The organism is Arsukibacterium sp., assembly GCF_018402695.1.
Lineage (GTDB): Bacteria > Pseudomonadota > Gammaproteobacteria > Enterobacterales > Alteromonadaceae > Alishewanella.
Map to the genome: position 1 here is coordinate 412392 of NZ_JAGYIM010000019.1, position 14131 is coordinate 426522.

Annotated in this window: 11 protein-coding genes; 3 read left to right on the top strand and 8 right to left on the bottom strand. The window is 47.9% G+C overall.

Annotated elements, in window-relative coordinates:
* Genes KG631_RS13440 through KG631_RS13450 form a run of 3 tightly spaced genes read left to right on the top strand, consistent with a single transcriptional unit; the run spans window position 1 to window position 2654 of the window.
* Complete coding sequence (locus tag KG631_RS13440) at window positions 1-894, top strand: ABC transporter permease subunit (RefSeq protein WP_214000206.1); 894 nt, start codon at window positions 1-3, stop codon at window positions 892-894.
* A complete protein-coding gene (locus KG631_RS13445) occupies window positions 895-1887 on the top strand; it encodes an oligopeptide/dipeptide ABC transporter ATP-binding protein (protein WP_214000207.1) in 993 nt (330 codons plus the stop codon).
* Window positions 1887-2654: an ATP-binding cassette domain-containing protein gene (locus tag KG631_RS13450; RefSeq protein WP_214000208.1), complete on the top strand. Its 768-nt coding sequence runs from the start codon at window positions 1887-1889 to the stop codon at window positions 2652-2654. Before KG631_RS13445 ends, KG631_RS13450 begins: the two co-directional genes overlap by 1 nt.
* An 88-nt stretch (window positions 2655-2742) precedes the next feature.
* On the opposite strand, the gene KG631_RS13455 is transcribed toward KG631_RS13450, so the two are convergent.
* The 8 genes from KG631_RS13455 to proB form a co-directional block, all read right to left on the bottom strand.
* The gene (locus tag KG631_RS13455; protein ID WP_214000209.1) at window positions 2743-4647 is read right to left on the bottom strand and encodes a SurA N-terminal domain-containing protein; all 1905 of its coding nucleotides are present in this window, start codon (window positions 4645-4647) and stop codon (window positions 2743-2745) included.
* A gap of 142 nt (window positions 4648-4789) precedes the next feature.
* Window positions 4790-5062, bottom strand: a complete 273-nt coding sequence (hupB, locus tag KG631_RS13460) for a nucleoid-associated protein HU-beta (protein ID WP_019674802.1) — start codon at window positions 5060-5062, stop codon at window positions 4790-4792.
* Between the two features lie 209 nt (window positions 5063-5271).
* Window positions 5272-7668 carry an endopeptidase La gene (gene lon / locus KG631_RS13465; RefSeq protein ID WP_214000210.1) on the bottom strand — a complete coding sequence of 799 codons (2397 nt, stop codon included), beginning with the start codon at window positions 7666-7668 and terminating at the stop codon, window positions 5272-5274.
* A 112-nt stretch (window positions 7669-7780) separates the two neighbouring features.
* A complete protein-coding gene (gene clpX, locus KG631_RS13470; RefSeq protein ID WP_214000211.1) occupies window positions 7781-9061 on the bottom strand; it encodes an ATP-dependent protease ATP-binding subunit ClpX in 1281 nt (426 codons plus the stop codon).
* A 55-nt stretch (window positions 9062-9116) separates the two neighbouring features.
* Window positions 9117-9722 (bottom strand): ATP-dependent Clp endopeptidase proteolytic subunit ClpP, encoded by a 606-nt coding sequence (clpP, locus tag KG631_RS13475; protein ID WP_214000390.1) that lies wholly within the window; start codon window positions 9720-9722, stop codon window positions 9117-9119.
* 141 nt (window positions 9723-9863) lie between these two features.
* Window positions 9864-11174 (bottom strand): trigger factor, encoded by a 1311-nt coding sequence (gene tig, locus KG631_RS13480; protein WP_214000212.1) that lies wholly within the window; start codon window positions 11172-11174, stop codon window positions 9864-9866.
* Window positions 11175-11457: 283 nt separating this feature from the next.
* Complete coding sequence (locus KG631_RS13485; RefSeq protein ID WP_214000213.1) at window positions 11458-12711, bottom strand: glutamate-5-semialdehyde dehydrogenase; 1254 nt, start codon at window positions 12709-12711, stop codon at window positions 11458-11460.
* Complete coding sequence (proB, locus tag KG631_RS13490) at window positions 12708-13829, bottom strand: glutamate 5-kinase (protein WP_214000214.1); 1122 nt, start codon at window positions 13827-13829, stop codon at window positions 12708-12710. Before proB ends, KG631_RS13485 begins: the two co-directional genes overlap by 4 nt.
* Window positions 13830-14131: the final 302 nt, after the last annotated feature.

Genomic DNA, 14131 nt, shown 5'->3' on the forward strand with positions numbered 1-14131 from the left:
ATGAGTAAATTCCGGTTATACCTGGAAGAAAACAACCGCTCTCCGGTCAAGCAACTCTGGCGTGAATTCAAACGACAACACTCTGCTATGACTGGCCTGGTACTTTTTATCAGCTTCTTTGTCATCAGCTTACTGGCGCCTTTTGTCACGCCACATGATCCATATTTACAAGTTGACGAGCTGTTACTGCTACCGCCTTCCTGGAGTGCAGCTGGCCTGGTGCAGTATCCCTTTGGCACCGATGACCTGGGACGTGATTTATTATCCCGGATGATCAAAGGCACCAGCTATACCTTTGGTTTTGCCCTTATTACCGTCGCCGGCGCCCTGTTGATGGGACTGTTGCTCGGTGCTCTCGCCGGGATGAGCAAAGGTGTTAAATCCAGCATTTTTAACCATATTCTCGACTTAGCGTTGACCATTCCTTCGCTGCTACTGGCAATCATTATAGTTGCTATTATCGGTCCTGGCTTAATGAATACAACCTGGGCGATTATGCTGGCACTATTACCGCAATTTGTGCACGGCATTCGCAATGCGATTGATGAAGAGTTAAAACAAGATTACGTTGTTGCCTACCGCTTGGACGGTGCCAACAACTGGCATGTATTCAGCAGGTTAATTTTACCTAACATCTGGGAAAAACTAACCATTATGGCCACTATGGCTATTTCTACCGCTATTTTAGATATTGCAGCACTGGGCTTTCTCGGTTTTGGCGCTCAGGCGCCATTATCAGAATGGGGGGCGATGATTAGCGATTCACTTGACCTGATATATCTGGCACCAACCAGCGTGGCCATACCCGGCTTACTTATTTTTACTGCCGTGCTATCTGTTAATCTGGTTGGTGATGGCTTAAAAACCGCAATATTGAAAAGGCGGCAAAGTTAAATGTTATTGCTCGATATTAAGAATCTGACCATTGAGCTGGAAACTGCCGACGGTCTGGTCAGAGCGGTCGACCGGGTAAGCCTCAGTTTGCGGGAAGGAGAAACCCGTGGCCTGGTGGGTGAATCGGGTTCAGGAAAAAGTCTGATAGCAAAAGCGATTGTCGGCGTGCTTAATAGCCGCTGGCTGGTAACTGCTGACCGCTTTCACTGGCTGGGTAAAGATTTATTGCGCCTTACCCCGGAGCAACGGCGGCAGGTAATTGGCCGGGATATTGCGATGATATATCAGGAGCCAAGCCGCAGCCTCGACCCTACTGCCGTAATAGGCGAACAGCTGGAGGAGGCGATTCCTGATCATCTGCTAACGGGTCCATGGTGGCGCCGCAATGCATTGCGGCGAAAGAAAGCCATTGGCTTGCTGCATAAAGTCGGGGTACGTGAGCATCAGCGGGTGTTGCAAAGTTATCCCTACCAATTATCTGAAGGCATCTGTCAAAAAGTGATGATAGCGATGGCGATTGCTAAAAACCCCAAATTACTGATCGCCGATGAACCAACCACAGCACTGGAAAGCACAACTCAGGCCCAGTTATTTCGCTTGCTTGCCAGCTTTAACCAGCTCAAAGGCATGTCAATATTACTGATAAGTCACGAACTCGAAAGCGTGGCACGTTATACCCAAAAGCTTAGTGTGCTCTATTGCGGACAGTTAGTTGAAGCCGGCGAAACCAATCAGGTACTACAAACCCCATTGCACCCCTACACGGATGCGCTGATTAAAAGTGTACCGGAATTCCAGCCTGATCTGGCTCCTAAAACCCCGCTTTATGCGTTACCCGGAAGCATTCCGACATTACAGCATGTGCCGATAGGCTGCCGGCTGGGTCCCCGCTGTCCCAATGCCCGTAAAGAATGTGTGAAAACGCCGGCACTGGAACGACAGCAAAGTCACTATTTCAGCTGTCATTTTCCGTTAACGACTAAGGGCAAATGATGAGTGACTTACTTGAAGTACAGGCACTAAGCAAAAGCTACAGCAAACAGCGCGGCTGGTTTGGCCGGCAGCAAATTATTGCCCTTGATAACGTCAGCTTTACGCTGGCAGAGGGTAAAACCCTGGCTATAGTAGGTGAAACAGGCTCAGGTAAAAGTACGCTGGCTAAATTACTGGTTGGCATTGAAAAACCAGACCATGGTCAAATTTTACTGGCTGGCCAGCCAGTGCAAATAAGTCACTATAAAAAGTATAATCATGTTATTCGCTTTATTTTTCAGGATGCGGGGCGTTCTTTAAATCCTTCACAGAAAGTTGGCCAGATGCTGGAAGATGTGCTGTGCTTCAGTACAGTCCTCGATCAGCAGCAGCGTCGTTATAAAATTGCTCAGACATTAAAATTGCTTGGCTTACTGGATGAACATGCTGAATATTACCCACATATGTTTTCAGGTGGCCAACTACAACGCGTAGCCCTTGCCCGGGCACTTATTTTAGATCCGAAACTACTTATCCTCGATGAGGCACTGACCGCCCTTGACCCGACTTTACGGGCACAAATCGTCAATTTACTGCTGGAGCTGCAACAAAAATCTGGACTGGCCTATTTGCTGATCAGTAACCAGCTGCGCCTGGTTCGTCATGTCAGCGATAGTATTCTGGTGTTACATCAGGGCAAATCGGTCGACTATGGCACGACAGCAGAAGTGTTTGCAGCTCCTGAACACGAGTACACCAGAAAACTCATTAACAGCTCTGGCGGATAACCGCGTCCATCTGAGCAATCGTGACCAGATAAAAACAAAAAAACCGTGCTAAGAGCACGGTTTTTGCTTTACTGACGTTACAGCGCGGTTAATTTTGTTCCGCGGTTGCAGCGCGCAAATTACGACTTATTTCTGCATTAGCCTTTAGTGCTGCAACTAAGGCCAGGTAACCCTGTTCCGCCTGACGCTGCGCCATACTGTCGAGCTCCTCTGCAGCAGGTACCGCTGTTACTTCAACGTCCTGGACTGCTGAAACCGAGACTACAGCAACGTCACCACTAGCCAGCGTTACCGAGTCAATACTAGGTTTTCCTGATACTGGTCTGGGCAATTTAAACGCCTTGGTACGAATCTCCGGATCCAGGCTACCACCAAAGCGCGGAGTGGCAGGCGCCGTTTGTAAACTAACTCCGGCCTGATCTGCAAGGCTGGCGATATCAGTCTGTTCGGCCAGTAACGCCGCTACCTGCTCTTTAGCCAGACTGGCCTGCTGTTCTGTCTTCAACGACGCTGTTATCTGCTCCGTCACTTCTGCCAGAGGCAGGGTACGTGCAGGCTGGAACTCCTTAACCCTCACGACCACCAGGTGTTGGTTAGCCACTTCGATAGGATCGCTGTTTAAACCATCATCAACGAATTGTTGATCGAAAAGCTTATTAATGACGGCAGGATAGTCCAGCGGCGCAGTTGCCTGTTCTTTACTAAACAAAGGCGTAGAATGCACACGTTCACCCAGTACTGTAGCCGTCTCCTCCAGGTTGTCAGGTACTTCAAACGCTACCTCAGCCATCCGCGTCTGCAACTGATAGAATTGCTCCGTCGCCTGCTCCTGCTTCAAACGTTCAACGATATCGTCACGCACCTCAGCCAGCGGTTGCTGCTGGCCCGGGGTCAGACTCACCAATTTAATAATATGATAACCGTATTCGCTTTGCACGACTTCGCTTAACTGACCAGCTTCAGTAAGGGCAAATGCGGCTTGTTCAAAGTCCGGGTCCATCTGACCAGGTTCCAGGCTGTCTAACACACCACCGTTTTCTGCAGAAAACGTATCGGCAGAGCGCGCTTTTGCTAATTCGGCAAAATCGGCACCCTGCTCTAGCTCGCTTAGCAAGGCTGCTGCCTCTGCAGCAACCGCCTCGTCTGTGCCGTCAGACTCAAGCATAATGTGCGCAACCTGACGTTGCTCAGCGCTGCTGAAGCGTGACTGGTTCGCATCATAGTAGGCCTGAATTTGTTGATCGGTAATTTCAATATCTGCAGCCAGTGCTGCGGCTGACAACTCCACATACTCGGCAGCCACCTTGGGCTCAGTCTCAAAACGCGCAAGTTGCATCTGATAGTAATCTTCTATCATCTGCTCAGTGATCGTCACCTGGTCTGCAAAATTCTCTGCTTTAACTATAAAGTAGGCGATGTCTCGACTTTGTTGCTCAAGCTGACGAAGTTGTTGAATTTCTGACGGTAAGTAAAATTCACTGGCAAACACCCCGGCCCGGAACTGACTTGCAGCCATATCTTCCCGCACCATTTCACGGAAGTCTGCACTTTGATAACCCATCTGCCTTAATAAAGCGATGTAACGGTCATTGTTAAAGGTGCCGTCCACCTGGAATTCACCGAGGCCCCTGATGGTATCCCGAACCTGATCATCCCCCACCCGTATTCCCAGCTTGCGGACAAACTGCTGCTGCAAGGTTTCATCAATAAGCCGCTCAAGAACTTCTGCCCGGAAACGACTGTTGTAAGCAGGGTCTGCAGCAATAGTGTCGTACATCTCACCAAATTGCTGTTGCATGCGGGCCCGGTCACGTTGCAACGCTTGTTCAAACTGGGTTTGATTAATTTCTTCACCATTTACCACTGCCACCGCAACTTCTGTTGGGGAGCTTAAATAACTACCTACACCTGCCAGGGCAAAAGTAAGAATCACCAAACCTAAAATAGTTTTGGCAATAACACCCTGGGAGCCTTCTCTGATTTTTTCTAACATCTTCGCGATATCTCTATTTTCAACTTGACGGTAAGTTGTCTTAAAAAAAAAGCGCATCTTAACAGATGCGCCTTTTTTAATGAAGCCCGGTAACTTACCCGTGCTTTACAGGCCGCCCCGGCGCGCCGGGGCCAGCAACCAGTTAGTTTACGGCGTCTTTTAACGCTTTACCTGGCTTGAAAGAAGGAATTTTCGCAGAAGCGATTTGAATAGTAGCACCGGTTTGTGGGTTACGGCCTGTACGGGCAGCACGCTCACGTACGCTGTAAGTACCAAAACCAACCAAAGCTACAGAGTCGCCTTCTTTAAGAGCATCAGTAACAGCGTCAATGAACGCGTCCAGTGCACGACCAGCTGCCGCTTTTGAGATATCTGCATTAGCAGCAATTTTGTCGATAAGTTGAGACTTGTTCACAATATCATCCCCTTCAATTGTTATTATTTTCTACAACCAGCAGTTATTAGCTTTTATAGACTGCGCTTCGTTATAACAAGCATCTTGTTGTCTTGCAAGCAGAAGACGCTTTCCGGCTAACAATTTTCGCTTTAACCGCAGCCCTTGTTCCACAAGGGCTGGGTCGAAACTGACCATAACTTAGCACAGCCAACGGGAATGAAAAGCCCCTAAGCCGGATTTTTTATAGTTTTTTTGCTTTTTGCTGCATTTTTTGCCGTATTTACTACGTTGACGCGGTCTGTAGGCTCCTGCAAGGCATATTGCAGCACATCTTCAATCCATTTTACCGGCAAAATTTCGATGTCACCTTTAACATTATCCGGTATCTCTTTTAGGTCCCGAATGTTGTCATGAGGAATCAGCACACGTTTAATGCCACCACGATGAGCAGCCAGCAGCTTTTCTTTCAACCCCCCGATTGGTAACACTTCACCACGCAGGGTGATTTCGCCGGTCATTGCCACATCAGCGCGCACAGGATTGCCGGTCAGGCTAGATACCAACGCGGTTACCATACCAATGCCTGCGCTGGGGCCATCTTTTGGCGTAGCGCCTTCAGGCACGTGAACATGGATATCACGCTTCTCATAAAAGTCTTCGTTAATCCGCAATACTTCAGCCCGACTGCGCACTACGGTCATCGCTGCCTGAATGGACTCTTTCATCACATCACCCAGTGAGCCGGTGAACGTCAGCTTACCTTTACCGACAACGGAAGCCGCTTCGATAGTGAGCAAATCGCCGCCCACCTCAGTCCACGCCAGGCCTGTTACCTGACCAATTCGGTTACTGTCCTCTGCCTTACCATAATCATGGCGCTGCACACCAAGGTAGTCTTCCAGATTGTCGGCGTTAATAACGACTTTCTTAGTGTCAGCGTTTAATAAGATTTCTTTCACTGCTTTGCGGCATAGTTTAGAGATTTCCCGCTCTAAGCTACGCACCCCGGCTTCCCGGGTGTAGTAGCGAATGATGCCAATAATTGCACTGTCTTCAATACTTAACTCATGCGGCTTTAAGCCATTACGACTGATTTGCTTAGCGATTAAATGCTGCTTGGCAATATTCAGCTTTTCATCTTCGGTGTAGCCTGACAGGCGGATAACTTCCATCCGATCAAGCAACGCTGCCGGAATGTTCAGGCTGTTCGATGTGGCAAAAAACATCACATCTGACAAATCGTAATCAACTTCGAGATAATGGTCACTGAAAGCTGCGTTCTGCTCAGGATCGAGCACTTCCAGCAAGGCCGCCGCCGGATCACCGCGGAAATCTGAAGCCATTTTGTCTATTTCGTCCAGCAGGAATAACGGATTTCGCACCCCAACCTTGGCCATTTTCTGGATAATTTTACCCGGCATGGACCCAATATATGTACGCCGATGACCGCGAATTTCCGCTTCATCACGTACACCACCCAGTGCCATCCGTACATATTTCCGGCCGGTAGCCTTAGCCACCGACTGACCCAGCGACGTTTTACCAACACCCGGCGGACCAACCAGACATAAGATAGGTCCTTTCAATTTATTAACTCGTTGCTGCACTGCCAAATATTCGATGATCCGCTCTTTGACCTTCTCCAGACCATAGTGGTCGGCATTCAGCACTTGCTCGGCAGCAGCCAGATTTTTCTTCACCTTACTACGGGCTTTCCATGGCACTGTCGACAACCAGTCAATGTAACTTCGCACCACGGTTGCTTCAGCTGACATTGGCGACATCATTTTAAGTTTCTGCAGCTCAGCTTTGGCTTTGTTTGCCACTTCCACCGGCATTTTAGCGTTTTCAATTTTCGCTGCCAGAGCTTCAAACTCATCGGGTGCATCTTCCAGATCGCCAAGCTCACGCTGAATCGCTTTCATTTGCTCATTCAGGTAATACTCGCGCTGGCTTTTTTCCATTTGTTTTTTAACCCGGCTGCGGATGCGTCTTTCCACCTGCAAGATGTCGATTTCACTTTCCATCATCGCCATCAGGTATTCCAGACGCTCGGTGACATCAACCAGCTCCAGCACCTTCTGTTTATCGTCCACCTTTAACGGCATATGCGCCGCCATGGTATCGGCCAGCCGGGCCGCATCGTCAATACCGCTCAACGCCGTAAGCACTTCTGGGGGGATTTTTTTATTAAGCTTAATGTAGCCTTCAAATTGATTAATAGCAGAGCGCAAAAATACTTCCTGCTCACTGCTGTCGATATCAATAGAAGGGATTAGCTCAACGTGGGCAGCGAAAGCATCTTCGGTTTCAGTGAACTCCGCCAGCCTGGCGCGTTTTGAGCCTTCAACCAACACCTTAACCGTCCCGTCAGGGAGCTTCAGTAATTGCAAAATGGTGGCGACGGTACCAATCTGGTATAAATCGTCAGCACTCGGGTCATCCAGAGTGGCGTCTTTCTGCGCCACCAGGAAAATCTGTTTGTCGTTGTCCATCGCCGCATCTAAACATTTTATAGATTTAGCCCGACCAACAAACAGTGGGATCACCATGTGGGGGTAAACGACGACGTCACGCAACGCCAATACCGGCATATGCAAACGTTCAGTTTGTTCTACTGTCATTGATTATCTCTCGAATTAATACTGCGGGCGACACCTGATAGCCAGTATATGGGGTTAAATTGGCAAACTTCAATTGTGAAAACAAAAAAGGAGCTGAATCAGCTCCTTTTTGTCAGTGTGACTGCGCCACTTCCGGCTCGCTGTTCTCATATATCAATATGGGCTGTGTCTCGCCCCGGATCACAGTTTCATCAATAACCACTTTACTGACGTCATCCATTGAGGGTAACTCGTACATGGTATCGAGTAACACACCTTCAACAATTGACCGTAAGCCCCTGGCACCGGTTTTGCGCTCCATTGCCTTCTGGCCAATCGCTTTTAATGCGTCATCCCGGAATTCCAGCTCAACATTTTCCATTTTAAATAAGGCGGCAAATTGTTTTACCAACGCATTCTTAGGCTGACTAAGAATTTGCACCAGCGCGTCTAAATCGAGTTCAGTCAGGGTAGCGACAACCGGTAGCCGGCCGATAAATTCCGGAATTAAACCATACTTCACCAAATCTTCCGGCTCAACATCGCGGAATGACTCACTCAGACTGCGGGTACTTTCCTTGCTCTTCACCGTTGCGCCAAAACCTATGCCCGCACCTTTAGCACTGCGCTGTTCAATCACTTTATCGAGACCGGCGAAGGCGCCGCCACAAATAAACAGAATTTTAGAGGTATCTACCTGCAAAAACTCCTGCTGCGGATGCTTACGTCCCCCTTGCGGTGGCACGGAGGCAATAGTGCCCTCAATCAGTTTCAATAATGCCTGCTGTACGCCCTCACCTGATACGTCACGGGTAATAGAGGGGTTATCAGATTTACGCGAAATTTTGTCAATTTCATCAATATAGACGATACCGCGCTGGGCTTTTTCGACGTCGTAATCACATTTTTGCAGCAGTTTCTGAATAATGTTTTCGACATCTTCACCGACATAACCGGCTTCGGTCAGAGTGGTTGCATCGGCCATGGTAAAAGGCACGTCCAATAACCGCGCTAACGTTTCTGCCAACAGCGTTTTACCACTACCGGTCGGGCCAATTAACAAAATATTACTTTTGCTAAGCTCCACTTCCTGCTTGTGCTGCGCACTGCGTAAGCGCTTGTAGTGGTTATATACCGCCACCGCCAGTACTTTCTTCGCATGCTCCTGGCCAATAACGTAGTCATCAAGGTGGGCGCGAATTTCCCGCGGTGTCGGCAAGGTGTCAGACTCGCGCTTGGGCGAAATATCTTTAATTTCTTCACGGATAATGTCGTTGCATAAATCAACGCATTCATCACAAATATAAACTTGTGGGCCTGCGATCAACTTACGCACTTCATGCTGTGATTTGCCACAAAACGAGCAATACAATAACTTGCCGCTTTTATCGCCGTCAGTGCGGTGATCAGACATGTAACTACCTCTTATTACGTCGCTGGTGACCGCAACAATGGTCACCCTGCTTTAATTACTTCGCTTCTCTTTTACTCAATATGGTATCAATCAGACCATAATCCAAGGCCTGCTGCGCACTTAAGAAACGGTCACGTTCAGTATCATTAACAATTTCTTCGTACGTTTTACCGGTATGATCAGCCATAAGGCGGTTTAACTTTTCTTTTATGCCGAGGATTTCGCGGGCATGTATTTCAAAATCAGTTGCCTGGCCCTGAAACCCGCCTAACGGCTGATGGATCATCACTCTGGCGTTCGGTAAACAATAGCGCTTGCCTTTGGTTCCGCCTGATAACAAAAATGCCCCCATACTGGCTGCCTGGCCAACGCACACCGTAGCGATATCAGGTTTAATATAGCGCATAGTGTCGTAAATTGATAAGCCCGCTGTAACAGAACCACCTGGCGAGTTGATATATATGTAGATATCTTTTTCCGGATTTTCCGATTCAAGAAACAACAACTGGGCCACGATCAGGTTAGCCATGTGATCTTCAACCTGACCGGTTAAGAAAATTACCCGCTCTTTTAACAACCGGGAAAAAATGTCATAAGAGCGTTCACCTTTGGCGGTTTGCTCAACAACCATAGGTACTAAAGCGTTCATGATGTCAGTCATATCGCGTGACATTGGCATAAATGGGTTCCCTTAAAATAAACACGGTATCGTTTTGCCGGAAAATAAAAGCGCGGCCGGAAAATAAAATGGCCCGAACTACTGTTCGAGCCATTAAAACCGTCATACCACGATAAGTCAATCTTAGTTAGTGGCTTGCGGGTTCATTATCTCGTCAAAGGCAGCAGCTTGTTCATTGACCTTGGCTTTCGCCAGAATTAATTCAATTGCCTGCTCTTCTAACGCAACATTGCGCATGCTTTGCATTAATTCATTATTGCTATGGTAATACTGCACCACTTCAGCCGGATCTTCATACGCTGATGCGACGTTAGCGATCAATTCTTCGACTTTGGCATTATCTACTTTCAGCTCATTGGTTTTAATAACTTCGCCCAGTAACAAACCTACTTTTACCCGGTCTTTTGCCTGTTCTTCAAACAAAGAAGCCGGTAACTCAGGTAATTGCTTAGGATCAACATTGTTACCAAAACGCTGTAACGCTTGCTTGCGCAATACTTCAACTTCACCGCCAATTAACGACTGTGGTACTTCCACTTCGTTATTTGCCAGCAAGCCTTTAATTACCTGCTCTTTTACTTTGCCTTTAATGGTTTGCTTCAGCTCACGCTCCATGTTTTTCCGCACCTCAGTTTTAAGCGCATCAACACTGGCTTCAGCTAAACCAAACAGGGTAGCAAACTCGTCATTTAATTCCGGTAACACCTGCTCTTCTACAGTATTCACCGTTACCGCAAAGCTAGCCGCTTTACCTTTCAGGTTTTCAGCATGGTAATCTTCCGGGAAAGTAACGTCGACAGTTGCTTTCTGGCCGGCCTTCTTGCCGATTACGCCATCTTCAAAGCCTGGGATCATCCGGCCCGCGCCTAATTCCAGCTGGAAATCACTGGCTTTACCGCCTTCGAACTCTTCACCATCAATAGATCCGACAAAGTCCATCGTCACCCGGTCGCCTGTGGCAGCAGCGCCTTTCTTAGCCTGCCATTTGGCATGTTGTTTGCGCAATGTTTCCAGCATTTTTGCCAGATCTTCGTCGCTGATCTCAACAACGGGTTTATTGACTTCAATTTTATCGAGGTTCGCTACTGTTACTTCCGGATACACTTCGAAGGTTGCCGCGAACTCTAAATCTTTGCCAGCGGCTAAGGTACCAGGCGCGAAAGTAGGCGCCCCAGCAGGTGTTAATTTGTTCTCAATAACAGCTTCGTAAAATGAACGTTGCATTTGCTCTGATGCCACTTCCTGCAACACGGCTTGGCCGAAACGTTTCTGAATGATTGATACCGGCGCTTTACCCGGACGGAAACCATCGATACGCTGACGCTTGGCCAGATCACGTAAACGGTTTTTTACTTCTGAATCAATTTTGTCAGCCGGTACAGTAATAGTTAAACGGCGTTCTAAACCCTGGGTGGTTTCCACAGAAACTTGCATCTTGCTACCTCGAAATCAAAATCAGGCGTCTGAATTACGCCGTGCTTGTATGGTCTGGACTCGAAAAACTTAAGCTGAACCTGACCTGTTATAAAATTGGACGCGGCATTATAGCGGGCTAAATCTCCATAGTCGAGCCTTTAGCCCTGCTTGTTTTCACCGTTTATCTTGACAAAAAATAAAAAACAGACTTAACCCTGTAAAGCTAAGCCTGTTCAATAAGTTAGCTGGCTACTTACGATATAACTCAGCCAGTTTTGTCAACGGTAAGCAACTAACATTATCAGTTACGGATCTGGCCGTTGCCGGTTACTACATATTTCTCTGTGGTCAGCGCTTCCAGTCCCATTGGGCCATAGGCATGCAGCTTGCTGGTTGATATGCCAATTTCAGCTCCTAAACCCAACTCGCCACCATCGGAGAAGCGTGATGACGTATTGTGCATTACTACCGCTGTATCTACTGTCCTAATAAAACGATCGGCATTGGCTTGGTCAGCGGTGCAGATAACTTCGGTATGCTGGCTGCCAAACCGGTCAATATGATCAATCGCTTCATCCATATCCGCCACGAGCCTGATAGCGATTTCAGGAGCCAGATATTCCTGGCCAAATTCATCATCAGCTATTGGCGAGGCACCACTGAAGTAGCTGATACTTTGGTTACAGGCATGCACTTTCACCTGATGTTCGGCCAATGCTTTGGCTACCATCGGCAAAAAATCTGCTGCCTGATGCTTATTAACCAACAGGCCTTCCAGCGCATTACAAACGCCAGGCCGCTGCACCTTACCGTTTATCAGTAAATTCAGCGCCATCGTTAAATCGGCTGTCTGGTCAACGTACAGATGGCAAACCCCTTTAAAGTGCTGAATAACCGGAATGCGGCTATGTTCTGTCACAAAACGAATAAGACCTTCACCACCGCGTGGAATAACCAGGTCAACAAACTGGTCTTGCTTTAACAAAGCCAGCAATAAATCCCGGTCCGGATCTGGCACTATGGTAATAACTTCTTCTGGTAAATCGTGGTCGCGCAACGCCTGGCGCATGGCAGTGGCTATTGCCAGACTGGTATTAATCGCTTCCCGGCCACAGCGTAAAATAACGGCATTGCCAGACTTAAAACATAGTGCACCGGCGTCAGCTGTCACATTGGGCCTTGCTTCATAGATCATGCAAATCACGCCAAGCGGGATCCGGGTTTTTGCGATATTTATTCCGTTTGGACGCTGCTCGATCTGCCGCGTTAAACCAACCGGGTCCGGTAACTGAATAATTTGCTCAATCGCCTGGGCCATGGCTTCAATCCGCTCGGGATTAAGAGTAAGCCGGTCGATCATCGCCGGGCTGGTACCATTGCTACCAGCCTGCGCGACTTCGTCTTTGTTAGCCGCAATAATAGCCCCTGTGGCTTCACGAATGCGGTTAGCAAAGCTTTGTAATACGAAGTTTTTTTGTTCTGTAGATAATACAGCAACAGCTTTGGCAGCTTTGGCTGCCTGGGCAGCCAGCGTGGCTGCAACATCAGAAATCATAATTTCTCCAATAACATCATTTCACTACGGTGGATTACAGCATCACTGCCAGCCGGGCAATAACCCAGACATTTTGGAATGTCCCGGCTTTGCTGGCCTTTAATCGAAAATAACTCCGTAGCACTGAAGCGGCTAACGCCCTTGGCGATTCGACGTGTGCCTTTGGCACAGCGAATAATGACCGCGTCGCCTGAATCAAACTCACCCTTTATCTGAACTATGCCACTGCTTAACAAAGATGCACCATGCTGACTCAAAGCTTCAATACAGCCATCATCAACCCAGATTTCACCTTTGGCCCGCAACGTGTGGCGTACCCAATGTTTTTTAGCCGGTAACGGTTTGTGCTGGCCAAAGAATACCGTGCCAGGATTCTCACCCGCTAAAAGACACTCAAATGTAGCCTGCTGATGGCCATCCACAATCAGGGTATCGATGCCCTGAGCGGTCGCCTTTTCAGCTGCTTCAACTTTAGTACGCATACCGCCTGTGCCTACTGCCGATGCGGCACCGCCAGCAAGACTGTAAATTGCCGCGTCAATCTTACTAACTTCCGGGATCAGCGTCGCCATCGGGTCTTTACTTGGATCAGCGGTATATAAGCCTTTCACGTCTGAACAAATAATCAGGGCATCGGCATTAACCACCGTCGCGACCATCGCTGCCAGATTGTCATTATCGCCGACTTTAAGTTCATCAGTGGCAATAGTATCGTTCTCGTTAACGATCGGCAGCACCTGATGGTCAAGCAACCGTCTTAACGTGTTTTGGATATTAACGTGACGCACCCGGTCACTTAAGTCGCCGTGTGTCAGAAGAACCTGCGCACAGGGAAAATCAAAACAATTTGTCCAGAAGTTCATCATCTGGTTTTGCCCCACCGCTGCCATAGCGCGTTTCAACGCAATTGGCACCCGTTGATGCGAAAAATTAAAGTGATGACGGCCTGCCGCTACACTACCAGAAGACACTAAGATAACTTCGCGACCTTGTTGTCTGCATTGGTGGATAAATTCAGCGATTGGACGTAAATACTGTTCGCTACATCCTTCGTTATCTGGCGCAATCAGGGCACTGCCCACCTTCAATACGACCCGACGCCAGCTTGGGTTTATCATAACTCCTCCGTTATTTTGACCGCCGGCAGTATAGCAAAAAGGCCACCCTGGTACCACCGCTGCTATAGCAGGAGAAGTGGTTTTACAACAGAAATAAGCATTAATATTCATTAATTTAGCATTAAAAATGCCAAATGCAGCCAAGCTTCTGGTTACTTTTCAACCAGTAAAACTGTAATTAAATTACAGTTTTAGCCAATATCTTTTAGGTTTATACAGCAACACCAATGAGTGCATAACGCAACCCATTATAGATTTGATGAATACTTGATATAAGCGAGATAATATTAAGAAATGAAGAA